This is a genomic window from Variovorax sp. P4_B11, from assembly GCF_056402355.1.
The window spans coordinates 1-22,967 of record NZ_JBFUHO010000074.1; the positions used below are offsets into that span (position 1 = coordinate 1).

The window sequence follows — 22,967 nt, forward strand, 5'->3', positions numbered from 1 at the left end:
CAAGCGCTTCATCAGTCCCGCAGTCGAAGCGTCCAGCCCCTGGGTGTCGCCGCTCGCCAGGCGCGGCAGCAGGTCGCTGCACAGGGCCTTGCCGAGCTCGACGCCCCACTGGTCGAAGCTGTTGATGCCCCACAGCGCACCGCTGGTGAAGACGCGGTGCTCGTACATCGCGATCAGCGCGCCCAGGCTGTGCGGCGTCAGGCGCTCGAGCAGCAGCGTGGTGCTCGGGCGGTTGCCGGGGAAGGTCCGGTGCCTGGCGACGATCTCCGGCGCCAKTGACYTGGCCGCGGTCGGCGCCCGCTCGGCCAGGGCCTGGTCGGTGCGCTTGCCGAGCATCAGCGCCTGGGCCTGGGCCAGGCCGTTGGCCAGCAGCTTGGCGTGGGGGTCGGCCAGGTCGTGCGTCGGCTGCTTGACCAGCAGGAACTCGACCGGGATCACGTCGGTGCCCTGGTGCAGCATCTGGAAGTAGGCGTGCTGGCCGTTGGTGCCGGGCTCGCCCCAGACCACCGGGCTGGTCGCGAAGGGCACGGGGTTGCCGTCGAGGTCGACGCACTTCCCGTTCGACTCCATTTCGAGTTGCTGCAGATAGGCCGGCAGCCGCTTCAGTCCCTGGTGGTAGGGCGCGACGCTGCGGCTCGTGAAGCCGTGGAAGTTGCGATACCAGACGTCGATCAGGCCCAGCAGCACCGGCAGGTTCTTCTCGAGCGGCGCCGTCGCGAAATGCCGGTCCATCGCGTGGGCGCCGGCCAGCAGGGCGCGGAAATTGTCGGCGCCGATCGCCAGCGCGATCGGCAGGCCGATGGCSGACCACAGCGAGTAGCGCCCGCCCACCCAGTCCCAGAAGCCGAAGGTGGTCGTGATGCCGAACCGGGCCGCCGCCGCGACGTGGGTGGTCGTCGCCACGAAGTGCTTGGCCGTGTCGGTGCCGCCGTGGGCCGCGAACCAGGCCTTGGCCGCATGCGCATTGGCCATGGTCTCCTGCGTGGTGAAGGTCTTGCTGGCGATCACGAACAGGGTTTCTTCCGGCCGCAGGTGGCGCAGCACCGAGGTGATGTCGTGGCCGTCGACATTGGAGACGAAGTGGCAGCTGAGCTGCGGATGCGCGAAGGCCTCCAGGGCCGGCACCGCCATCTGCGGCCCGAGGTCGCTGCCGCCGATGCCGATGTTGACGATGTGGCGGATGCCGCTGGCCCGGGTGTCGCGCACCGACTCGACGTAGGCGAGCATGGCGTCGAGCACGCCGTGCACCTCGTCGCTGAAAGGCCCCTCGCCGCGCGGCGCGCGCAGCGCGGTGTGCAGCACGGCGCGATCCTCGGTGGTGTTGATGGCGGCGCCGGCCAGCATCGCGTCGCGCCGTGGCGCGAGCTCGCACTCGCGCGCGAGGTCGAGCAGCAGCCGCATCGACTGGGCATCGATGCGGTTCTTCGACAGGTCGGCGAACAGGCCGGGCGCCTCGACCCCCAGCGCCTCGAAGCGGCCGGGGTCGCGGGCGAAGGCCTCGCGCAGGTCGAAGTCGCGGCCATGTTCGTCGTAATGGCCGCGCAGGGCGGCCCAGGCCTGGGTTTGGTCGCAGCGGGGTGTGTGCATGGGTTGTCTCGGGTGGGGTTGCGGGTCGATGGGGAATCGCGCGGCGTGCCCGGGYTCAGGACTCTTCKCGCCATGAGGCACCGTCGCGTCCGACCAGCGCGCTGGAAGCGGCGGGTCCCCACGATCCGGCGCTGTAGGGCCGGGGCGCCTCGCCCGAGGCGCGCCAGCCGTTCAGGATCGGCTCGCACCAGCGCCAGGCGGCGTCGAGTTCGTCGCGGCGCATGAACAGCGTCAGGTTGCCCCGGATCGCGTCCAGCAGCAGGCGCTCGTAGGCTTCCATCGGACGCTGCTTGAACTGCTCGGCAAAGTCCAGGTTCAGGCCGACCGGCCGCAGGTTCATGGTGTCGCCGGGCACCTTGGCCATCATGAACAGCTTGAGGCTCTCTTCCGGCTGGAGCTGGATGACCAGSCGGTTGCCCKSCGAKTCGGTGCCATTGGACGGAAAGATCGAATGCGGCACCGAGCGGAAGTTGACCACGATCTCGGCCGAGCGCTCGGCCATGCGCTTGCCGGTGCGCAGGTAGAACGGCACGCCCGACCAGCGCCAGCTCTCGAGCTCGGCGCGGATCGCCACGTAGGTCTCGGTGGACGTGTCGGGCGGAATGCCGGCTTCCTCGAGGTAGCCCGGCACSGCCTGGCCGTTGACGGTGCCGGCGCGGTACTGGCCGCGCACGGTGCGCGCGCCGACGTCGGCCTGCGTGAAGGGCGTCAGCGCCCGCAGCACCTTGAGCTTCTCGTCGCGCACCGCATCCGGATGGATGGAGGTCGGCGGCTCCATCGCGACGATGCACAGCAATTGCAGCAGATGGTTCTGCACCATGTCGCGCAGCGCGCCSGTGCGGTCGTAGAACTCGCCTCGGGTCTCGACCCCCACCTGCTCGGCGATCGTGATCTGCACGTTGCGCACCCAGGTCCGGTTCCACAGCGGYTCCAGCAGSGCATTGGCGAAGCGCAGCGCGAGCAGGTTCTGGACCGGCTCCTTGCCCAGGTAGTGGTCGATGCGAAAGATCTGCGGCTCGGTGAACACGCGGCCGACGTCCGCGTTGATCTTCTGCGCCGAGGCCAGGTCGCGCCCGAGGGGCTTCTCSAGCACGACGCGCGAGTTGGCGCTGGCCAGCCCGGCCGCCGCGAGGTTCTTGCAGATCGGCGCGAAGAAGTCCGGCGCGGTGGACAGGAAGAAGACCCGGACCTCGGCCGGCGAATCCTTCAGCACCTCGGCCAGCGCATCGAAATCCGCGGGCGTGTTCGCCTCCACCTTGGCGTAGTCGAGGCGTTCGGCGAAGCTCGCGAAGGTCGCCTCGTCCATGTCCGCGGCGGGCACGAAGCTGGCAAAGCTSGCCTTCACCTTCRCGATGAAGTCCGAGCGCCCGAGCTGCTCGCGCGCCAGGCCCAGGATCCGGCCATGCGGCGCAAGATCACCGTCGCGGTGGCGGAAGTACAGGGCCGGCAGCAGCTTGCGCATGGCAAGGTCGCCGGTGCCGCCGAACAGCAGCAGATCGAATGAATTGACTTGGGGCATGGAAGAATCCTGGGTTGCGTCGCAGAGAGGCGAAGTCGTCGCTCGGGGTTCAGGCGGCCTGGCCGAGACGCGCGGTGTCCCTTGCCAACGCGGTGATGCGGCCCCAGTCGCGGGAGGCGACCGCGTCGCCCGGCGTCAGCCAGGAGCCGCCGACGCAGGCGACGTTGGGCAGGGCCAGGAAATCCGGCGCCGTGGCGGCGCCGATGCCGCCGGTCGGGCAGAAGCTCAGCTCGGGAAAGGGACCGCCCAGGGCCTTCAGCATGCCCACGCCGCCGGCCTGCTGTGCCGGGAAGAGCTTGAGTTCGGTGAAGCCCGCCGCGCGCGCGGCGATCACGTCCGAGGGCGTCATCACGCCGGGCAGCAAGGGCAGCGAACTGTCCCTGGACGCCGCAACCAGCTCCGGCGTCAGGCCCGGACTGACGCCGAACAAGGCGCCGGCCTTGACCGAGGCGTCGAAGTCCTCCGGCCGGGTGATCGTGCCGACGCCGATGATCGCGCCTTCGACCTCGTTGGCGATGGCCTCGATCGCCTTCAGCGCCACCGGCGTGCGCAAGGTCAGCTCGAGCACCCGGACGCCGCCGGCCACCAGCGCGCGTGCCAAGGGCACCGCGTCTTCCAGCCGGTCGATGACGATGACCGGGATCACCGGTCCGTTGCGCATGATGCTCAGGATGTTCATTTCGTGGCTCCTTGTGCAAATACAAAATGGTCGTGAACGGGCGCGACGTGCGCCGCGGTGGCCGACGTGCCGGGCTCGGCCGCGTGGAAGGTGATCGCGCCCTCCTCGGCGCCGAGCGCATGGGCGCGAAACGCCGCGAACAGCTCGCGGCCCATGCCGTGGCGGGACTCGCCGAGCTCGGCGACGGCCGGCTGGCGCGACTGCCACTCGGCGGCGGCGACGCGGGCCCCGAGCACGCCGCGCTCGCCGTCCAGCACGATCAGGTCGCCGTCGCGCACCCGCGCGAGCGGCCCGCCCGCCAGGCACTCGGGCGTGACGTGGATCGCCGCCGGCACCTTGCCCGAAGCGCCGGACATGCGCCCATCGGTGACCAGCGCGACATGGAAGCCCTGGTCCTGCAGCACGCCCAGGATCGGCGTGAGCTTGTGCAGCTCGGGCATGCCATTGGCGCGCGGACCCTGAAAGCGCACCACGGCGACGAAGTCGCGCTGCAGCTCGCCGCGATCGAAGGCGGCGATCACCTCCTCCTGCGTGTCGAACACGATCGCCGGCGCCTGCACCACGCGGTGCACGAGCTTGACCGCCGAGGTCTTGATGACGGCGCGGCCGAGGTTGCCGGTGAGCAGTTTGAGCCCACCGTCGAGGCTGAAGGGCGCCGACACCGGCGCCAGGATGGCGTCATCGGCGCTGGCGCGCGGCGTGTCGCGCCAGGCCAGCCGGCCGGCGTCGTCCAGGGCCGGCTGCTGGCGGTAGCGCGCCAGGCCACCGGCGCCGGCCACCGTGAGCGTATCGCCGTGCAGCAACCCGGCGTCCAGCAGTTCGCCGATCACGTAGCCCATGCCGCCGGCGGCGTGGAACTGGTTGACGTCGGCCTTGCCGTTCGGGTAGACGCGCGCCAGCAGCGGCACCGCCTTGGACAGGTCGCGGAAGTCGTCCCAGTTGATGCGGATGCCGGCGGCGCGCGCGATCGCGACCAGGTGGATCGTGTGGTTGGTCGAGCCGCCCGTGGCCAGCAGGCCGACGATGGCATTGGCGATCGCGCGCTCGTCGACCACCCGGCCGATCGGCGTGTACTCGGCGCCCTCGGCCGTGATCTCGACCGCCCGCTGCGCCGCCGCCGCGGTCAGCGCGTCGCGCAGCGGCGTGCCCGGATGGACGAAAGCCGCACCCGGCAGGTGCAGGCCCATCACTTCCATCAGCATCTGGTTGCTGTTGGCCGTGCCGTAGAAGGTGCAGGTGCCCGGTGCGTGGTAGGACTTCTCTTCGGATTCGAGCAGCGCGTCGCGGCCGACCTCGCCCTTGGCGTAGCGCTGCCGCACGCGCGCCTTCTCGTCGTTGGAAATGCCCGAAGGCATCGGACCGCCGGGCACGAAGAGGGTCGGCAGATGGCCGAACTGCAGCGCCCCGATCAGCAGGCCGGGGACGATCTTGTCGCAGATGCCCAGGCACAGCGCGGCATCGAACATGTTGTGCGAGAGCGCCACCGCGGTGGCCATCGCGATCACGTCGCGGCTGAAGAGCGACAGCTCCATGCCGGGCTCGCCCTGCGTGACGCCGTCGCACATCGCCGGCACGCCGCCGGCGAACTGCGCGGTGGCGCCCACCTCGCGCGCCGCCCGCTTGATGAGGGCCGGGAAGCGCTCGAAGGGCTGGTGCGCCGACAGCATGTCGTTGTAGGACGAGACGATCGCGATGTTGGGCTGGCGCAGCTCGCGCAGCATGATCTTGTCGCCGGCCGGCGCCGCGGCGAAGCCGTGGGCCAGGTTCGTGCAGCCGAGGGCCTGTCGGACCGGGCCCTTGGCGCGGGCTTGTTCGAGGCGGGCAAGGTAGGCCGCGCGCGGCGTCGCGCTGCGGTCGCCGATGCGGTCGGTGACCGCGGCCAGCAGGGGATGAAGACGCATCGAAGGCTCCTTGGCAAAGCGGGTCCCGGCCTCAGGCGCGCGACACCGGGGATGGGAATTCAGGTTGACGCAGCGATCGGATCAACGATCGAGTTTGAGAAACAGGTTGCGATCGGGGGCGAAGTTGGCGTAGAGCGGCAGCAGGGCGCCGCCGATCGCGCCCGCATCGGCGCCCATCGTTCCGCCCAGAACCTCAGGGCGGGAGACGCCTTCCCAGTTGCAGCGATCGAGCGCGACGCCAAGCTCCGCGAGCAACGCCGCAAGCATCTCCCTGCTGAACGATCCGTCGATGACCACGCCCTCGAGGTCGAGCAGCGCGGCAGCGCCATTGATCGCCATCGCGAGCGCCGGGGTCGCCTGCGACATCCACTTGCGCGTCACGGGCAGCCAGGGAGAGGCGACCGCGCGCGCGTCCGCCAGGGCGCCGACATCGAGTCCGGCCTGCGCAACCATCGACTCCAGCGTGAACAGCGACGCCACGTTGAGCACCTGGCGCGGCACGGTGCCGCTGGCGTCGCCCGGGGCGAGCGGCATCGACCCGACAGCGCCCGCGTTGCCGGACCCTCCGCTGCGCAGGCGACTGTCGATGACCAGCCCACCGCCGACGAATGTGTCGACGTAGATATAGAGAAAGCTGCGGATGCTGCGTCCGCGCCCGGACACCAGTTCGGCCACGCAGGCCGCCGCCGTGTCCTTGACCAATTCGACGGGCAGCTTGGTCATTGCCGTCACCTGCGCGCGAATGTCGGTCGCGTTCCACTTGCCGGCCTGCTCCGGCGCCACGCCAAGCAGCGATTGCCAGCCGCCGAGCGACAAGGGGGCGGCGATGCCGACGCCGTGCAGCAGTTGGGCGCGCTTGGGGCCGAGCGTCTTGCGCAGCGCCTGGATGCGGGCCCGGATCTCGTCGAACAGGGTGTCGGGATCGGGGAACTGGTAGTCGAGCGTGAGGCGCTCGCGGACCTGCGCGGCGAAGTCGACCAGCAGCACATCGAGGCTGCGCCGCCCGATCTTGATGCCGATCGAATACGCGCCGTCCGGGTTCAGCGCCATCGGTATCGAAGGTTGGCCGATCCTGCCGCGCAAGGGTGCGTGCTTGAGCACCAGGCCGTCAGCCTCCAGCCTTGCGATGATGAGTTGCACCGTCTGCGCGGTCAGGTTCGTCAGCCGTGCGATCTCGGCCTTCGGCAACGCGCCGTGGAGGCGGATCGCCTGCAACACCACGCGCTCGTTGAACTGGCGCGTGCCCAGGTTGTTGGAGCCGCGCGGCCGCAGCCTGGCGGCGGTCTCTGCTGTGTTCACTGGAGTGCCTTCGTGCTTCGCACTGCGGTGCGAGCTTGCTTGGGGCGGCCCGGCGCGGCGCTCATGGCAACAGGTCGTGAGCGATCACGCCTTTCTTGAGCAGGAAATTGGCGAACGGCTGCATTTCCCCGGTCTGCACGATGGCGTAGGCGCGCGAGACGCGCTCGTAGAAGGCGAATCGCTCCATGGCCTCGCATTGCGCGTCGCCCGCATCGCCGCTCGCCTGCATTCGGGCGATCACGTCGCGCTGCAACGCGCTGCGATAGCCCTCGGGCTTGCCGCTGACCTGCATGTACGCGACCGGCTGCGCCACCGCCCCGTCCAGCGGCAGCACCGACAGCACCGCCGCGCAGGCCTCGCGCATGCCCACGCCGGGCAACCGCACGATCGGCTTGCCGCGGCCCAGCGACTCGGCCGTAAAGTTGGCGTCGGCCAGCACGACCTCGTCGCCATGGCCCATCTCGCAAAGCACCTTGAGCAGTTCAGGGCTGAGGCGGGGGTCGATGTTCTTCAGCATGGACGCCCCCTCATGCCAGGCATTCGGCGGGCAGTTGCTCGGGCGGCAGCGCGCCGGTCATGACCGCGACGGTGTCGCTCATGCTGATCTTCTTGGGGTTCAGCACGGCGCCGCGCTTGCCCAGGCGGGCGACGTGGATGCGGTCGGCGATCTCGAAGACGTGGGGCATGTTGTGGCTGATCAGCACCACCGGCAGGCCCTTGTCGCGCACCCGGCGGATCAGCTCGAGCACCATGTTGCCCTCCTTCACGCCGAGCGGCCCAGGAACAGGTTCTCGGCGATGGTCATGGCCGGCGCCACGGCCARGTCCTGGTAGACCGTCTCGATGCCCTCGCGGCGCGCGTCGATGGGGCCCTTGAAGTGGATGATCTTGCCGTCCAGGATGATCTCGCCCTCGTCGGGAATCGTGGCGCCCGACAGGCACTTGATCAGCGAGGACTTGCCCGCGCCGTTGTCGCCGATCACGGCCAGGATCTCGCCGGCGCGCAGCTCGAAGTCGGCGCCGTCCAGCGCGGTGACCTGGCCGTAGCGCTTGACCAGGCCCTTGGCCTGCATCACCAGGGGTGCGGTGGTAGCGGTCATGTCAGCGGGCTCCCTTGCGCGAAAGTTGATCCACCGTGACGGCGACGATCACCAGGATGCCGGTGATCAGCACCTGGTAGACGGAGGACACGCCCATCAGCGTGAGGCCGTTGCGCAGCACGCCCACCACCACGGCGCCGACCAGCGAGCCCAGGATCATGCCGCGCCCGCCGAACAGGCTGGTGCCCCCGAGCACCACCGCGGTGATCGCGTCGAGGTTCTCGGTCTGGCCCGCGTTGGGGTCGCCGACGCCGGTGCGCGCCACCGACATCAGCGAGGCGATGCCGTAGAAGACGCCCGCCAGCACATAGACGCCCAGCAGCACGCGCTCGGGCGGGATGCCGACCAGGCGCGTGGCCTCCGGGTTGTTGCCCACCGCGTAGACGTGGCGGCCGGCGCCGGTCTCGCGCAGCCAGAACCACACGCCCAGGTAGAGCAGGATCATCAGCACCGTGCCGTAGGCGACGTTGGTGCCGCCCAGCGCGAAGGTGCTGCCGAACCAGGTCATCATCGGCGGGACCTCGGTCACGGTCTGCGCGCCCGAGTACAGCTGGGTGATCGCGAAGGCGATGTTGAAGGTGCCCAGGGTGACGATGAAGGGCGGCAGCTTGATGCGCGTGACCAAGAGGCCGTTGATGAGCCCGAAGGCGGCGGTCACCGCGATGCCGGCGAGGATCGCCAGCGGCGCGGGCAGGCCCATGTCGGCGGCCAGCTTGGTCATCACGATGCTGCCGAGCGCCATGATCATGCCGCACGACAGGTCGATGCCGGCCGTCAGGATGATCAGCGTCTGGCCGATCGCGATCACGCCGACCACCGTCACCTGCTGCAGGATCAGCGAGAAGTTCTCGCCGCTGAAGAACTGGTCGGTCGTCAGGCCGAAGGCGACGCAGGCGATCAGCAGCGCGATGAACGGGCCCAKCTGCCCGAGCGGGGGCAGCTTCAGGGTGGCGGTGGTCATGGTGTGTGCGTGTCCGGTGTGCGGTGGCCTGTGCGGTGGCGTGCGCGCGGCGCTTACTTCTTGCCCCAGCACAGCTCGGTGCCGACCTGGGTGTCCTTGCTCTCGACGCCGGCCACCGGCTTGGCCGCGATCAGCGTGACGCCGGTGTCGGTGTAGCCGCTGACCTTCTTGCCGCTGGYGGCGTAGTCCACGCCGGCGGCCACGCCCATGGCGGCCATCTTCAGCGGGTACTGCTGCGAGGTGGCGGCGATCTTGCCGGCGGCCACGTCGCGGATGCCGTCGCAGCCGCCGTCGACCGAGACGATCATGACGCTCTTGTCCTTGCCGGACTTCGACAGCGCGTTGAAGGCGCCGGCGGCGGCCGGCTCGTTGATGGTGTAGACCAGGTTGATGTCGGGGTTCTTCTGCAGGCAGTTCTCCATCGCGGTCTGGCCCTTGGCGCGGTCGCCGAAGCTGTCGGCCATGCACACCACCTCCACCGGGCGGGCCAGCTCGTTGTTCTTGGCGTCGTTGCTCTTCAGSCCGAAGCCCTGCAGGAAGCCGTTGTGGCGCTGCGCGCCCACCGGGTGGCCCGGGAACAGGTCGAGGGTGGCGATCTTCACGGGCTTGCCGGCCATGGCGGCCTTGGCGTACTCGCCGATGAGCACGCCGGCCTTGTAGTTGTCGGTGGCAAAGAGGGCGTCGGTGGCGCTTTGCGGGTCGGTCGGGCTGTCCAGGGCGATCACCATCACGCCCTTGTCCTGGGCCTTCTTGATGGCCGGGATGATGGCCTTGGCGTCGCTGGGCGTGATCAGGATGGTCTTGGCGCCGGCGGCGATCATGTTCTCCATGGCGGCGACCTGGCCGGCGTTGTCGCCGTCGGTCTTGCCCGCGCCCGACAGCAGCTTGGCGCCCTTGGCCTTGGCCTCGGCGGTGGCGCCTTCCTTCATCTTGACGAAGAAGGGGTTGGTCTCGGTCTTGGTGATCAGGCCGATCACGGGCTCGGCGGCCTGGGCCGGGACAGGGGCGGCCAGCACAGCGGCGGAGGCCAGGGCGGCGGCGAGGGTGAGCTTGAACATCGGGTTGTCTCCTGGGTGTTTTGCCCTTCATGGGGCTTTGCGGCGGGGGGCGATGCAACTATAGTTGGGTTCGAGTTATTAAATCAAGTTGATTTATTTAGTAGAAACCCGAAGGAGACATCAATATGTTCGTGGTCTGCGGTGAAGCCCTGATGGACGTCTACATGGGCGAGTCCACGCCTACCGGTATGCGGCTCGATGCGCGCATCGGCGGCTCGCCCCTCAATGTGGCGCAGGGCCTGGCCCGGCTGGCACGGCCGGCGGCCTTCCTCTCCACGCTGTCGACCGACGCCATGGGCGAGCGCTTGCTGGCGTCGCTGGTGGCCGAGGGTGTCGACACCTCCCTCGTCTTGCGCAGCGACGCGCCGAGCACGCTCAGCGTCGTCAGCATCGACGCCACGGGCGTGCCTCGCTACGACTTTCACGGCGACGGCGCGGCCGACCGGCAGCTCACGCCCGACATGCTGCCGGCGCTGCCCGCGAACACGCGTGTGCTGCAGTTCGGCTCCTACGCGCTCGTGGTGGAGCCGGTCGGCAGCACGCTGCGCGCGCTCGCGGCAGGCGCATGTGCACGCTGCCTGATCGCCTACGACCCGAACGTCCGGCTCAATGTCGAACCCGACATTGCGCGCTGGCGCGAAGCGGTCGAGGACATGGTCTCGCTGGCGCACCTGGTCAAGGTGAGCGAGGAAGACCTCGCCCTGCTCTACCCCGGCGAGACACCCGAGCAGGTGGCGCCGCGATGGCTGATGCGGGGCGCGGCACTGGTGGTCGTCACGCGCGGCGGCGCAGGCTCGAGCGCATGGACGGCCAAGGCGCATACCGACGCACCGTCCAAGCCGGTGAAGGTGATCGACACGGTCGGCGCCGGCGACACCTTCCAGGCGGCCCTGCTGACCTGGCTGGACGACCACGATGCGCTCACGCCCGCGGCGCTGACGGCGCTGGACCCCAGGCAACTGGAGGCGCTGTTGCGCTTCGCGGCGCAGGCCGCGGCCATCACCTGCTCCCGTCGCGGCGCCGACATGCCCAGGCGCTCCGAACTGCCCTGAGCCTGCCGAAAGCGTCCTGAGGCGTTGCAGCCTCGATCCCGGCGCGCCTTGGGACGGTCCGGAAAGCGGGCCGTCCTGTCTCTGCTTGACCTGGATCAATCGTGCCAGCCGGCGCCATTCCTAGAATTCATCCTTGACGCCCCCGGATGCTCCGGGCCATGGCGCGGCGAGTTCTCGCTGCAGACAAGGTTCTTTTCCACATGCCCAGGGAACACGCCCCGCCTCGCTCCGCGTCCGGGACGCTCGCCGGTTTTTTCACTGTCGCCCTGCTGCTGGCCGGTTGCGCGTCGATGGCGCCGCCGTTCGAAGCGCCGCCGCTGCCCGTCGCCGGGCGCTATCCGGCCGATGCGTTCGCCGATGCGCAGGTCGGCGAGCAGGCGGCCGCCCTCGGCTGGCGCTCCTATTTCGCCGACCCGCGTCTTCGGCAACTGATCGCGCAAGCCCTGGAGAACAACCGCGACCTGCGCGTCGCCGTCCTGCGGGTGCAGGAAGCGCGCGCCTTCTACGGCATTCAAAGCGCCGATCTCTGGCCCACCCTGGGCCTCGGTGCCGATGCCAGCCGCACGCGCGTGCCGCGCGATCTCAACTTCACGAGAGAGCCGTTGATCTCGAGCCAGTACCAGCTCGGTCTCGGCGTGAGCGCCTGGGAACTGGACTTCTGGGGCCGGGTGCGCAGCCTGCAGGACGCCGCGCTGCAAACCTACCTGGCCACCGATGCGGCTCGCCGCGCCTTCACCCTCTCGCTGGTCGCGCAGGTCGCCGACGGCTACCTGTCCTTGCGGGGACTCGACGAGCGCGTGCTGCTGGCGCAGCAAACCATGGCCAGCCGCGAAGAATCGCTGCGCATCTTCACGCGGCGCTTCGAGGTCGGTTCGACCTCGAAGTTCGACCTGACCCAGATGCGCACGCTGCTCGACCAGGCGCAGGCGCTGAACGCGCAGCTCGAACTGGCCCGTGCCGTCCAGGCGCACGCCCTGACCCTGCTGATCGGGGAGCCGGTCGATCTGGCCCCGGCCGCCGGCCGGCTGGAGGCTTTGGGGTTCGAGCAGGAACTGCGGGCCGGCCTGCCTTCGGACCTGCTGGTCGACCGCCCCGATGTCGCCGCCGCCGAATACCGGCTGCGCGCCGCGGGTGCCAACATCGGTGCGGCCCGCGCAGCCTTCTTTCCGCGCATCACGCTGACCGGCAACTTCGGCACGGCCAGCGCCGAGCTCCAGGGCCTGTTCGCTTCCGGCAGCCAGGCCTGGGCCTTCGCGCCCGCCCTGTCGCTGCCGATCTTCGATGGCGGTCGCCTGCGCTCGGGACTCGATCTGGCCGAGGTGCGCCGCGACATCGCGGTGGCCGACTACGAGAAAACCGTCCAGACCGCGTTCCGCGAGGTCTCCGATGCGCTGTCGGCGCGCGAGTGGCTGGCTCGGCAGGTGCGCATCCAGCAGTCGACCCTGGACGCACAGGCCGAGCGCGCGCGCCTGGCCAACCTGCGCTATCGCAACGGCGCGACGGCCTTTCTCGAGGTGCTCGACGCCCAGCGCGACCTGCTGGACGTCGAGCAGCAACTGGTGCAGGCACGTCGCGCACTGCTGTCCGCCCATGTGCTGCTGTATGCCGCGCTCGGCGGCGGCTCGCAGGAGCTCGCCCTCGCGCCGTCGCCCGCCGGCCACGCCGCCAACTGAAACGCCCCCCAGCCAACATGAATCTCACCCCCAGACACCCGCTGATCGCCGTCGCGCTCGTGGCGCTGCTCGCGGCGGCCGGCTACTACGGCTGGACGCGGCTGAAGCCCTCCGGTCCCGGTGACGGTTTCATCAGCGGCAACGGCCGCATCGAGGCCACCGAGATCGACGTGGCGGCCAAGCTGCCGGGCCGGGTGGACCAGATCCTCGTCGGCGAGGGAGACTTCGTGGCCGCGGGGCAGCCGTTGGCGAGGATGCAGGTCCAGGTTCTCGAAGCCCAGCGCGACGAAGCCAACGCGATCCGGCAGCAGGCGATCAACGCCGTGGCCAGCGCCCAGGCGCAGGTGGCGGTCCGCGAGAGCGACAAGCTGGCCGCCCAGGCGCTGGTGGCCCAGCGCGAGGGCGAGCTCGATGCGGCGCAGCGCAGGCTGGCGCGTTCCGAGACGCTCGCTCGCGAGGGCGCTTCGTCGGAACAGGAACTCGACGACGACCGTGCCCGCGCCCGCAGCGTGCAGGCCGCAGTGGGCGCGGCCAGGGCCCAGGTGACTGCGGCGCAGGCGGCGATCGAGGCGGTCAAGGCGCAGCTGGTGGGTGCACGCTCGGCGGTGACGGCGGCCGAGGCCACCGTGAGGCGGGTCGAGGCCGACATCGCCGACAGCGAGCTCAAGGCGCCGCGCGCCGGCCGCGTGCAATACCGCGTGGCGCAGCCCGGCGAGGTGCTGGGCAGCGGCGGCAAGGTACTGAACCTGGTCGACCTGTCCGATGTCTACATGACCTTCTTCCTGCCCGAGACGGTCGCCGGCCGGGTGGCCCTCGGCAGCGAGGTGCGCGTGGTGCTCGACGCCGCGCCCGGCTACGTGATCCCGGCCAGTGTGTCCTACGTGGCGAGCACCGCGCAGTTCACGCCGAAGACGGTGGAGACCGCCAGCGAGCGCCAGAAGCTGATGTTCCGCATCAAGGCGAGGTTCGACCCCGAACTGCTGCAGACCCACCTGAAGCAGGTCAAGACGGGCCTGCCCGGCGTGGCCTGGCTCAAGCTCGATGCGCAGGCCCCATGGCCGGCCGCGCTGGCGGTCAAGATCCCCCCGCAATGAGTGCGGATGCCGCTGCTGCTCCGGCGCCGGTCGCGCGGCTGGCCGGCGTTTCCCTGCGCTACGGCAAGAGCGTGGCCCTGGACGGCATCGACCTGGAGGTCCCGGCCGGGTGCATGGTCGGCCTGATCGGCCCCGACGGCGTGGGCAAGTCCAGCCTGCTGTCGCTGCTGGCCGGGGCCAGGGCGGTGCAGCAGGGCGCAGTGGAAGCGCTTGGCGGCGACATGCGCGCCAAGCGCCACCGCGACGCGGTCTGCCCGCGCATCGCCTACATGCCGCAGGGCCTCGGCAAGAACCTGTATGCGACCTTGTCCGTGGAAGAGAACCTGCAGTTCTTCGGCCGGCTCTTCGGTCACGACAAGGCCGAGCGCCGCCGCCGGATCGACGACCTGACCCGCAGCACCGGCCTGCAGCCTTTCCTGGGGCGGCCGGCCGGCAAGCTGTCGGGCGGCATGAAGCAGAAGCTCGGCCTGTGCTGTGCGCTGATCCATGACCCGGACCTCCTGATCCTCGACGAACCCACCACCGGCGTCGACCCGCTCGCACGCGCGCAGTTCTGGGACCTGATCGCCCGCATCCGCGGCGAGCGCTCCGGCATGAGCGTGATCGTCGCCACCGCCTACATGGACGAGGCGCAGCGCTTCGACTGGCTGGTGGCCATGGACGACGGCAAGGTCCTGGCCACCGGCACCCCGCGGGAGCTGCTCGATCGCACCGGCACGCCGTCGCTGGAGGCCGCCTTCATCGCGCTGCTGCCGGACAGCAGGAAGCGCGGCCACGTGCCCGTCACGATACCGCCGCTGCCCGCGAGCGACGGCGACGGCCGCGACGGCGTCGCGATCGAGGCCAGGGACCTGACGATGCGCTTCGGCGATTTCGTCGCGGTCGACCACGTCAGCTTCCGGATCCGCCGCGGCGAGATCTTCGGCTTCCTCGGCTCCAACGGCTGCGGCAAGTCGACCACCATGAAGATGCTGACCGGCCTGCTGCCGGCCACCGAGGGCCAGGCCTGGCTGTTCGGCCACGTGGTGGATCCCCGGGACATCGAGACGCGCCGCCGCGTCGGCTACATGTCGCAGGGCTTCTCGCTCTACGGCGAACAGACCGTGCGGCAGAACCTGGTGCTGCATGCGCGGCTCTTCCGAGTGCCCGAGGCCGACGTGCCGGAGCGGGTCCGGCAGATGGTCGAGCGCTTCGGCCTTCAGGAGTCGCTGGATGCCCTGCCCGACGCGCTGCCGTTGGGCATGCGCCAGCGCCTGTCGCTGGCGGTGGCGATGGTGCACCGGCCCGAACTGCTGATCCTCGACGAGCCGACCTCGGGCGTCGATCCGGTGGCGCGCGACACCTTCTGGCGCCTGCTGATCGAACTGTCGCGCCGCGACCGGGTGACGATCTTCATCTCGACCCACTTCATGAACGAGGCCGAGCGCTGCGACCGCATCTCGCTCATGCACGCCGGCAAGGTGCTGGTGAGCGACGCGCCCGCCGCGCTGGTGCGCGAGCGCGGCGCCGCCACGCTGGAAGAGGCCTTCATCGGCTTTCTGCTCGAAGCCGGCGGCGGCGCCTCGAACCCGGTCGGCGACACGGCGCCCTCCCCGCCCGCGGCTGGAACCGCGCCGATGCCGGTGCCGGCGCCTGCCGCGCGCCGGCGCCGCTTCAGCTTCAACCGCATGTTCAGCTACCTGTGGCGCGAGGCCCTCGAGCTGCAGCGCGACCCGGTGCGCGGCACGCTGGCGCTGGTCGGCTCGATGGTGCTCATGTTCGTCATCGGCTACGGCATCAGCATGGACGTGGAGGACCTCCGCTACGCGGTGCTCGACCGCGACCAGACCGGCCTCAGCCAGAACTACGCACTCAATCTGTCGGGCTCCAGGTACTTCATCGAGCGGCCGCCGATCAGCGACTATGCGGACCTCGACCGCCGCATGCGCAACGGCGAGCTGTCGCTGGCCATCGAGTTGCCGCCGGGTTTCGCGCGCGACATCCAGCGCGGCACGCCGGTCCAGGTCGGGGCCTGGATCGACGGCGCCATGCCCCAGCGCGCCGAGACCGTCCGCGGCTATGTGCAGGGCATGCACCAAGGCTGGCTGGTCGACCAGGCCACGCACCGGCTGGGCGTGGCGATCGCGAGCAGCGCCACGGTCGAGACCCGCTTTCGCTACAACCCCGACGTCCGCAGCCTGCCGGCCATGGTGCCGGCGGTGATCCCGCTGCTGCTGCTGATGCTGCCGGCCATGCTGACCGCGCTGTCGGTGGTGCGCGAGAAGGAGCTCGGCTCGATCATCAATCTCTACGTCACCCCGGTCACGCGCACCGAGTTCCTGCTCGGCAAGCAGCTGCCCTACATCGCGCTCGCGATGCTGAACTTCCTGCTGATGACGCTGCTCGCGGTCACGGTGTTCGATGTGCCGGTCAAGGGCAGCTTCGGCGCCCTGGCGCTCGCGACCCTGGTGTACTGCGTGGCCACCACCGGCATCGGCCTGCTGGCCTCGACCTTCACGCGCAGCCAGATCGCGGCCCTGTTCTCGACCATGATGATCACCATCCTGCCGGCGGTGCAGTTCGCCGGCATGATCAATCCGATCTCGTCGCTGGAAGGCGTCGGCAGGCTGGTCGGCGAGGTCTACCCGGCCACGCACATGCTGGTCATCAGCCGCGGCGTCTTCAGCAAGGCGCTGGGTTTCGCGCAGCTCCAGGGCGCGTTCTGGCCGGTGCTGGCCGCGGTGCCGGTGGTACTGGGCGCCACCATCGCGCTGCTCAGCAAGCAGGACCGCTGAGATGCCTCGCCTCGCCAACATCCTTCGCCTCGGCATCAAGGAGCTGTGGAGCCTGGCGCGCGACCCGGTCATGCTGGTGCTGATCGTCTTCGCCTTCACCGTGATGGTCTACAGCGCCGCCACGGCCATGCCCGAGACGCTGCACAAGGCACCGATCGCCATCGTCGACGAAGACGGCTCGCCGCTGTCCTCGCGCATCGTCGCGGCCTTCTACCCGCCGCAGTTCACGCCGCCGTCGATGATCTCGCCGGGCCAGGTGGATGCCGGCATGGATGCGGGCCGCTACACCTTCTCGCTGGACATTCCGCCCAACTTCCAGCGCGACGTGCTGGCCGGGAGAGCGCCGGCGCTGCAGCTCAACGTCGACGCCACGCGCATGAGCCAGGCCTTCGCGGGCAGCGGCTACATCCAGCAGATCGTGCTGGGCGAGGTCGGCGAGTTCCTGCAGCACTATCGCGATGTCCCGGTGGCCCCGGTCGACCTCGCGCTGCGCATGCGCTTCAACCCCAACCTGAGCCAGCCGTGGTTCGGCGCGCTGATGGAGATCATCAACAACGTCACCATGCTGTCGATCATCCTGACCGGCGCGGCGCTGATCCGGGAGCGCGAGCACGGCACCATCGAGCACCTGCTGGTGATGCCGGTGACGCCGACCGAGATCATGCTGAGCAAGGTCTGGTCGATGGGGCTGGTGGTGCTGATCGCGGCAACGCTGTCGCTGATGCTCGTGGTGCAGGGCCTGCTGCGGGTGCCGGTCGAAGGCTCGATCGCGCTGTTCATGGCGGGTGCCGCATTGCACCTGTTCGCCACCACCTCGATGGGCATCTTCATGGCGACGCTGGCGCGCAACATGCCGCAGTTCGGCATGCTGCTGGTCCTGACGCTGCTGCCGCTGCAGCTGCTGTCGGGCGGCGTGACGCCGCGAGAGAGCATGCCCGTGCTGGTGCAGGACGTGATGCTGCTGGCGCCGACCACGCACTTCGTGGAACTGGGGCAGGCGATCCTCTACCGCGGCGCGGGCATCGCGGTGGTATGGAAGCCCTTCCTGACGCTGGCAGTGATCGGCTCGGCCCTGTTCGCGCTGTCGCTCGCGCGCTTTCGCAAGACCATCAGCCAGATGGCCTGAGCCGCAGGATGCGTCAGGCGGTCGCGCGATGGAAGCGTTCGAGGAAGGACCTGAGGCGATCTGTATTCAGTTCGGAGCGCAGATCGATGTACGTCGTAAATTCGACATTGGTTTGATTTCTATCTCGGAAAGAAGACGCCACATGACATGTGCTGTCGCACCAGCCCGCGATGGACAGGCGAGCGCCCCTGCCACAAGCCCGCCGGCGCAGTCCGCGATTCGTCCGCCGACACGCTGGTACGCTTCTTGGAAGCGCAACAGAACCACCCAACCTTCAGCCGGACCCCCATGGACCTCGCCATCAACCTGCCGCCAGTCCTCGCCGAAGTCGAGGCCGTCTTCGACGCCTACGAACGCGCGCTCACCTGCAACGACGTGCCGGCGCTCGACCGGCTGTTCTGGGATTCGCCCCACACGCTGCGCTATGGCGCCGGCGAGAACCTCTACGGCTTCGAGGCGATCCAGGCCTTTCGCCGGGGCCGGCCGTCGAACAACCTGGAGCGCGAGATCACGGCGCGTGCGATCACCACCTTCGGCACCGACTTTGCGGTCGCCAACATCGAGTTCCGCCGCCAGGGCAGCGAGCGCATCGGCCGCCAAAGCCAGACCTGGGTGCGCATGCCCGAAGGCTGGCGCGTGGTGTCGGCGCACGTCAGCCTGATGCTGTGAGCGGCGACGATCGGCCGCAGCCCTGAGCGTGGCACGGCCCGGCTCGCGCCGCCGTCGATCGTTCCCAGCCAGCCGTTCGGCCGGCGTCGGACATGTCCGACGCGGTGTTGGCCGCCATTGAGGCATCGTTCGAGTTGTTGTTCAGCGCGAGGTGACACCATGAGCGAGCTCTTCAGGTTCCCGCGAACGCTGCGCCGTCTCGGCGCGCTGCTGCCGCTGGCATTCCTTGCCGCGGCTGCGCTGCCGGCGGCCGCCGCCGAGCCGATTTTCAAATGCGGCAAGACCTACACCAACCTCCCGCCGGGCTCGGAGCCGGGCCAGCTGCGCGCCCGCGGCTGCGTGCTGCTGGATGCCGCGGCGGCGCCGAGCCCGAAGCTGCAGCGCATCGCCATCGACGGCTCCCGCCAGGTCACGGTGCCGATCGGCCAGGACGGCCGTTTCTGGATTCGCGGCTCGGTCAACGGCTTCCCGGTGCAGTTCGTGATCGACCGCGGCGTCACCCTGCAGGCCGGTGTTGCGGTGACCGAGGAATTCGCTGCCCGGGCGAACCTGATCGGGGGCAGCCCGGCCCATGTGCAGACCGCGGGCGGCGTCATGGACGGGCGCCGCATCGAGGGCGTGCCGATGACTTTCGGGCCGTTCAGCGTCCGGCAGGCCACCGTGGTCGTGGCGTCGCTGGGCGACAAGTCGTCCGTCGCGCAGCTCGGCCGGGATTTGCTGTCGAACTTCGAGGTGACCGCCAACGATCGCGAGATGACGATCGTCAGCAAGTAGCGCCCGGCTGCGCCGCGGCTTGGGGCTTCGGCTTGGCGCGGCCGCTCGACGTCGCCGCATCCAGCAGCAGCGCCGCCATCTCGCGTGCCGCGACGGCGGCGCCGCTGCCCGCCCCCAACTGACCGGAAACCGATGCGCCGTCATAAAGCAGCACCAGCTGGGCCGCCAGGTGGTCGGGATCGCCGGCGCCGGCATCCCGGGCCAAGCCGGTGAACAGGTCTTTCATCCATCCGCGGGCGTCGTCGCAGGCGGCCTTGACCGGTGTGCCCGGCTTCGACTCGGCCGCCGCCCGGTTGAAGGCGCAGCCCCGGAACCCGGGCGCGGCCATCACGTCCTCCATCGCATCGAAGACGGCGAGCAGGCGATCGCGCGGCGTCGCGCCGGCCGCGATCCTGGCGCCGATGCGCGCCTTGCGGGCCTCCTGCCGCGCCTGCAGGTAGGCGCGAATCAGCGCCTCCTTGCTGCCGAAGCAGTCGTAGAGCGAGGCCTTGGCGACGCCCGCGCGCTCGATCACGCGCTCGATGCCGACCGTGTGGATGCTGCCTTCGTAGAAGAGCTCGTCCGCCGCCGCCAGCAGGCGCTCGCGTGCCGAGCGGCGTTCCGGAGCCACCGATTGTTTCGTTTCCATGGGCTTGACATTACCAGACCGGTCTGTACACTGCAAGCGCCAGACAGATCGGTCTGTCTGGTTTTTTTCGGAGCCCGCAATGTCACCCCTTTGCCCCACCGCTCTCGCCGCACCGCCGCAGGCCCGGCGCCGCCTGTCGTCGAACGCCGCCTTCCTGCTGCAGGCCTCGATGACGCTGGGATTCCTGGCCGGATCGAGCGCGCCGACGCCCTTCTATGCCATCTACCAGAAGCAGTGGGGCTTCTCGGCCACGATGCTCACGCTGGCCTTCGGCATCTATGCGCTCGCGGTGCTGTCCGCGCTGCTGGTCGCCGGCCGGCTGTCGGACCACGTGGGGCGCCGCCCGATCCTGATCGGCGCCGCCGCGGCCCAGGCCCTGAGCATGTGGGTGTTCGCGACCGCCCACGGCCTGCCGGACCTGTTGCTGGCGCGGGTGGTCCAGGGCCTGTCCGCCGGTGCCGCGATCGCGGCGGCCGGCGCCGGCCTGCTCGACATCGACAAGGGCCGGGGCGCGATCGCGAACTCGGTGGCACCGATGATGGGGACCGCCGCCGGCGGCCTGGTGGCCGGGCTCATGATCCAGTACCTGCCGGCACCGATGCATCTGGTCTATGCCCTGCTCGGCGTCGTCTTCGTGCTGCAGGGCGTCGCGGTCTTCTTCATGGAAGAGACCGCGCCCGCGCGGCCCGGTGCGCTGGCCTCGCTGAAGCCGCGGCTGGCCGTGCCGCCCGCGGTGCGGGGCCCGCTGCTGCTGGCGGCGCCGGCGCTGGTCGCGGTCTGGGCCATGGCCGGCTTCTACGCCTCGCTGGGCCCGACGCTGATCCGCAGCTTCTCGGGCACCACCTCGGTGCTGCTCGGCGGGCTGGCGCTGTTCGTGCTGGCCGGCAGCGGCGCGCTGGCGGTGTTCCTGATCCGCGAGGCTTCGCCCAGGGCGCTGATGCGGCTCGGCTCGCTGGCGCTGATCGTCGGGATGGCGATCGTCATGACGGCGATCTCGTTCCACTCGGTGCTGCTGTTCCTGCTCGGCAGCGCGGTCGCTGGCCTCGGCTTCGGGACCGGCTTCCAGGGCGCGCTGCGCAGCGTGGTCGCGCTGATCGCGCCGCAGGAGCGGGCCGGCGTGCTGTCCGTGCTGTTCGTGATCGCCTACCTGGCGATGGGGCTGCCGGCGATGCTGGCGGGCTATGACGTCGCGCACCAGGGCGACATCGTGCGCACCGCGATGGCGTTCGGCAGCGGCGTCGTCGGGCTGTCGCTGCTGGCGCTGATGGGCACCGTGCGCCGCTGAGGCGGAACGCGGCGCTGCCCGCCGCTGCCGGCCGTCATCACCCCTTCGGCGACGGCGGACGCGAGCGCCGGGCCACGAGCAGCGCGTAGAGCAGCGCATTGAGCAGCAGCACGCCGAGGCCCAGTGCGATCTGCACCGGCCGCGTCAACCCTTCCGGGTAGATCAGCGCGAGCAGGTAGTGCTCGAGGAAGCCGCCGCCGTAGCCGGCTTCGCCGGCGCTGCGGCGCAATGCGTTCTCGAGCGGCGTCAGCGGGCAGATCCAGCCTGCCGACACCACCCAGCCGGCCCACGCCGCAGCCGGCAGATGCAGCCACGCCAGCCTCGGCCAGCGCCACACGAGGACACCGCCCGCCACCGCGAACAGGATGAACAGGCCGTGCAGCAGCAGCACGGCGTCGGCCAGCAGGCGGTCGCTCATTCCCATGGGAAGGGAATGCTAGTGCTTGCACGAACTGGCGCATACGCCCCAGGAACGGTCAGGCCGTCGCCAGCGCGCACGACGCCGTTGATGGCGCGCTGACAGCGGATCATCGCGTGGGTGACGCGGCACGGAGCGGCGGGCTCCAGCGCGGCCGGCCCCGTTTCCTCGTGCGTTGATTCTTTCGGCGCGTTTTCCGGCTTGCGCCACGTCAAGGCGCAGCGCGCGTTCCTCCCGATACTCGTGTCTGAATCGATCCGGCGGACAGTCGGCCGGGAGAGGAAAGAAGCGCCTGCGGAGGGGATGCATCTTGAAGCACGGAAACAGCATCTTTGCCGGCCTTGGTGTTCTTCTGCTCGTGGCGGGCGGCATCGTCTGGTGGCAATGGCCCGTGCCTCTCGAAACTGCGTCTCCCACGCGCGGGCCCGCGATCGAAGCGGTCTATGCCACCGGCACGGTCGAGCCCACGGTGCTGATGCCGGTGTCGCCCCGCGCCGGTGGGCGGCTGGTGAGCATCGAGGCCGAAGAGGGCCAACAGGTCAAGCGCGGACAGGTGCTGGCGCGCCTCGAATCGGGTGATCTCGACCAGACCATCCAGGAGATGCGTGCGCGGGAGCAGCTCGCGCGGGCGCAGCTCGAGCGCACCCGTTCGCTCGTCGAGCAACGCTTCGTCGCGCCCTCGGAATTCGACCGCGTGCGCAGCGAATGGCAGGCGGCCCAGGCGGCGACCCGGCGCGCGCAGGCCCAGCGCGACTACAACCAGCTCGTCGCGCCCGCGGACGGCGTCGTGATTCGCCGCGACGGCGAGGCGGGCCAGTTCGTCCCCTCCGGGCAGGCGGTGTTCACGCTGGCCTGCTGTGCCCCGTTGCGCGTCACGGCGGAGGTGGACGAGGAAGACATTGCCCGCGTCACGGTCGGCCAGGCGGCGACGATGCGCAGCGACGCCTTGCCGCGCCATCTCTTCGAAGGCACGGTCGCCGAGATCACGCCCAAGGGCGATCCGGTGTCGCGCAGCTACCGGGTACGCATTCGGCTGGCGGACGCGCCACCGGTCGATGCCGGCCCCCTGCGCACCGGCATGACCATGGACGCCAATCTGATCGTGTCGCGGCGCGACGGCGCCTTGCTCGTGCCGAACAGTTCGATCAAGGGTGACAGTGTGTGGCTGGTGGTGGACGGACGGCTGCATCGGCGGCAGGTCGTGCGGGGGACAGTCGGCGCCGATCGCACGGAGATCGTCTCAGGCTTGAGCGACGGCGAGGTGCTGGTGCTCTCCCCGCCCGACAAGCTGCGCGACGGGCAGCGCGTACGCGCCACGGCCGCACCGGCGGGGCCTGCGCCGGGCACGCCTGTCGCCAGAGGGTGATCGTC

19 protein-coding genes and 1 pseudogene are annotated in these 22,967 nt (G+C 70.0%); 9 read left to right on the forward strand and 11 right to left on the reverse strand.

The genetic code is table 11. The features are described 5' to 3' along the window. The 9 genes and pseudogenes from pgi to AC1DYD_RS35730 all read right to left on the reverse strand — a co-directional run. The coding region (gene pgi / locus AC1DYD_RS35690) for a glucose-6-phosphate isomerase (RefSeq protein WP_478177463.1) at positions 1 to 1,587 on the reverse strand (1,587 nt) is incomplete at its 3' end. A gap of 55 nt (positions 1,588 to 1,642) precedes the next feature. Continuing rightward, complete coding sequence (gene zwf, locus AC1DYD_RS35695) at positions 1,643 to 3,106, reverse strand: glucose-6-phosphate dehydrogenase (protein ID WP_478177464.1); 1,464 nt, start codon at positions 3,104 to 3,106, stop codon at positions 1,643 to 1,645. A 49-nt stretch (positions 3,107 to 3,155) separates the two neighbouring features. After that, entirely contained in the window at positions 3,156 to 3,785 is a 630-nt protein-coding gene (eda, locus tag AC1DYD_RS35700; RefSeq protein WP_478177465.1) for a bifunctional 4-hydroxy-2-oxoglutarate aldolase/2-dehydro-3-deoxy-phosphogluconate aldolase, read from the reverse strand. Continuing rightward, positions 3,782 to 5,686, reverse strand: a complete 1,905-nt coding sequence (gene edd, locus AC1DYD_RS35705) for a phosphogluconate dehydratase (RefSeq protein ID WP_478177466.1) — start codon at positions 5,684 to 5,686, stop codon at positions 3,782 to 3,784. The genes eda and edd overlap by 4 nt, the downstream gene beginning before the upstream one ends. 81 nt (positions 5,687 to 5,767) lie before the next feature. Then, positions 5,768 to 6,985 (reverse strand): ROK family transcriptional regulator, encoded by a 1,218-nt coding sequence (locus AC1DYD_RS35710; protein ID WP_478177467.1) that lies wholly within the window; start codon positions 6,983 to 6,985, stop codon positions 5,768 to 5,770. 61 nt (positions 6,986 to 7,046) lie between these two features. Continuing rightward, complete coding sequence (locus tag AC1DYD_RS35715) at positions 7,047 to 7,502, reverse strand: RbsD/FucU family protein (protein ID WP_478177468.1); 456 nt, start codon at positions 7,500 to 7,502, stop codon at positions 7,047 to 7,049. A 10-nt stretch (positions 7,503 to 7,512) separates the two neighbouring features. Beyond that, positions 7,513 to 8,084 (reverse strand): annotated as a pseudogene (locus AC1DYD_RS35720) (ABC transporter ATP-binding protein). 1 nt (position 8,085) lies between these two features. Next, on the reverse strand, positions 8,086 to 9,045 hold the full coding sequence (locus AC1DYD_RS35725) for an ABC transporter permease (protein WP_478177469.1): 960 nt from the start codon (positions 9,043 to 9,045) through the stop codon (positions 8,086 to 8,088). Between the two features lie 53 nt (positions 9,046 to 9,098). Continuing rightward, entirely contained in the window at positions 9,099 to 10,103 is a 1,005-nt protein-coding gene (locus tag AC1DYD_RS35730; RefSeq protein WP_478177470.1) for a substrate-binding domain-containing protein, read from the reverse strand. Positions 10,104 to 10,228: 125 nt separating this feature from the next. Here AC1DYD_RS35730 and AC1DYD_RS35735 point away from each other — a divergent pair, with 125 nt between their 5' ends. From AC1DYD_RS35735 to AC1DYD_RS35765, 7 genes are all read left to right on the forward strand, one after another. Next, positions 10,229 to 11,155 (forward strand): carbohydrate kinase family protein, encoded by a 927-nt coding sequence (locus tag AC1DYD_RS35735; RefSeq protein ID WP_478177471.1) that lies wholly within the window; start codon positions 10,229 to 10,231, stop codon positions 11,153 to 11,155. A 200-nt stretch (positions 11,156 to 11,355) separates the two neighbouring features. After that, positions 11,356 to 12,828 carry an efflux transporter outer membrane subunit gene (locus tag AC1DYD_RS35740; RefSeq protein WP_478177472.1) on the forward strand — a complete coding sequence of 491 codons (1,473 nt, stop codon included), beginning with the start codon at positions 11,356 to 11,358 and terminating at the stop codon, positions 12,826 to 12,828. A gap of 17 nt (positions 12,829 to 12,845) precedes the next feature. Then, on the forward strand, positions 12,846 to 13,922 hold the full coding sequence (locus AC1DYD_RS35745; protein ID WP_478177473.1) for an HlyD family secretion protein: 1,077 nt from the start codon (positions 12,846 to 12,848) through the stop codon (positions 13,920 to 13,922). Continuing rightward, on the forward strand, positions 13,919 to 16,696 hold the full coding sequence (gene rbbA, locus AC1DYD_RS35750; RefSeq protein ID WP_478177474.1) for a ribosome-associated ATPase/putative transporter RbbA: 2,778 nt from the start codon (positions 13,919 to 13,921) through the stop codon (positions 16,694 to 16,696). The genes AC1DYD_RS35745 and rbbA overlap by 4 nt, the downstream gene beginning before the upstream one ends. 1 nt (position 16,697) lies before the next feature. Continuing rightward, the gene (locus AC1DYD_RS35755; protein ID WP_478177475.1) at positions 16,698 to 17,822 is read left to right on the forward strand and encodes an ABC transporter permease; all 1,125 of its coding nucleotides are present in this window, start codon (positions 16,698 to 16,700) and stop codon (positions 17,820 to 17,822) included. A gap of 288 nt (positions 17,823 to 18,110) precedes the next feature. Then, on the forward strand, positions 18,111 to 18,491 hold the full coding sequence (hpxZ, locus tag AC1DYD_RS35760) for an oxalurate catabolism protein HpxZ (RefSeq protein WP_478177476.1): 381 nt from the start codon (positions 18,111 to 18,113) through the stop codon (positions 18,489 to 18,491). 159 nt (positions 18,492 to 18,650) lie between these two features. Then, on the forward strand, positions 18,651 to 19,265 hold the full coding sequence (locus tag AC1DYD_RS35765) for a retropepsin-like aspartic protease family protein (RefSeq protein WP_478177477.1): 615 nt from the start codon (positions 18,651 to 18,653) through the stop codon (positions 19,263 to 19,265). Here AC1DYD_RS35765 and AC1DYD_RS35770 read toward each other — a convergent pair. Beyond that, positions 19,255 to 19,893: a TetR/AcrR family transcriptional regulator gene (locus tag AC1DYD_RS35770; RefSeq protein ID WP_478177478.1), complete on the reverse strand. Its 639-nt coding sequence runs from the start codon at positions 19,891 to 19,893 to the stop codon at positions 19,255 to 19,257. The two genes, AC1DYD_RS35765 and AC1DYD_RS35770, sit on opposite strands and share 11 nt — an antisense overlap. A 79-nt stretch (positions 19,894 to 19,972) precedes the next feature. Here AC1DYD_RS35770 and AC1DYD_RS35775 point away from each other — a divergent pair, with 79 nt between their 5' ends. After that, the gene (locus AC1DYD_RS35775; RefSeq protein WP_478177479.1) at positions 19,973 to 21,178 is read left to right on the forward strand and encodes an MFS transporter; all 1,206 of its coding nucleotides are present in this window, start codon (positions 19,973 to 19,975) and stop codon (positions 21,176 to 21,178) included. Between the two features lie 37 nt (positions 21,179 to 21,215). Here the strand turns inward: AC1DYD_RS35775 and AC1DYD_RS35780 are convergent, their stop codons facing one another. Beyond that, on the reverse strand, positions 21,216 to 21,596 hold the full coding sequence (locus tag AC1DYD_RS35780) for a DUF2784 domain-containing protein (RefSeq protein ID WP_478177496.1): 381 nt from the start codon (positions 21,594 to 21,596) through the stop codon (positions 21,216 to 21,218). A gap of 310 nt (positions 21,597 to 21,906) precedes the next feature. Here AC1DYD_RS35780 and AC1DYD_RS35785 point away from each other — a divergent pair, with 310 nt between their 5' ends. Continuing rightward, the gene (locus tag AC1DYD_RS35785; protein ID WP_478177480.1) at positions 21,907 to 22,962 is read left to right on the forward strand and encodes an efflux RND transporter periplasmic adaptor subunit; all 1,056 of its coding nucleotides are present in this window, start codon (positions 21,907 to 21,909) and stop codon (positions 22,960 to 22,962) included. The last annotated feature ends 5 nt before the right edge of the window (positions 22,963 to 22,967 follow it).

Bases quoted from the DNA above. Each gene is read 5' to 3' on its own strand.
- rbbA (WP_478177474.1), top strand. From the start codon at position 13,919: ATGAGTGCGGATGCCGCTGCTGCTCCGGCGCCGGTCGCGCGGCTGGCC.
- AC1DYD_RS35735 (WP_478177471.1), top strand. From the start codon at position 10,229: ATGTTCGTGGTCTGCGGTGAAGCCCTGATGGACGTCTACATGGGCGAG.
- eda (WP_478177465.1), bottom strand. From the start codon at position 3,785: ATGAACATCCTGAGCATCATGCGCAACGGACCGGTGATCCCGGTCATC.
- AC1DYD_RS35715 (WP_478177468.1), bottom strand. From the start codon at position 7,502: ATGCTGAAGAACATCGACCCCCGCCTCAGCCCTGAACTGCTCAAGGTG.
- edd (WP_478177466.1), bottom strand. From the start codon at position 5,686: ATGCGTCTTCATCCCCTGCTGGCCGCGGTCACCGACCGCATCGGCGAC.
- AC1DYD_RS35770 (WP_478177478.1), bottom strand. From the start codon at position 19,893: ATGGAAACGAAACAATCGGTGGCTCCGGAACGCCGCTCGGCACGCGAG.
- AC1DYD_RS35765 (WP_478177477.1), top strand. From the start codon at position 18,651: ATGAGCGAGCTCTTCAGGTTCCCGCGAACGCTGCGCCGTCTCGGCGCG.
- AC1DYD_RS35755 (WP_478177475.1), top strand. From the start codon at position 16,698: ATGCCTCGCCTCGCCAACATCCTTCGCCTCGGCATCAAGGAGCTGTGG.
- AC1DYD_RS35745 (WP_478177473.1), top strand. From the start codon at position 12,846: ATGAATCTCACCCCCAGACACCCGCTGATCGCCGTCGCGCTCGTGGCG.
- AC1DYD_RS35740 (WP_478177472.1), top strand. From the start codon at position 11,356: ATGCCCAGGGAACACGCCCCGCCTCGCTCCGCGTCCGGGACGCTCGCC.
- AC1DYD_RS35780 (WP_478177496.1), bottom strand. From the start codon at position 21,596: ATGAGCGACCGCCTGCTGGCCGACGCCGTGCTGCTGCTGCACGGCCTG.
- hpxZ (WP_478177476.1), top strand. From the start codon at position 18,111: ATGGACCTCGCCATCAACCTGCCGCCAGTCCTCGCCGAAGTCGAGGCC.
- AC1DYD_RS35775 (WP_478177479.1), top strand. From the start codon at position 19,973: ATGTCACCCCTTTGCCCCACCGCTCTCGCCGCACCGCCGCAGGCCCGG.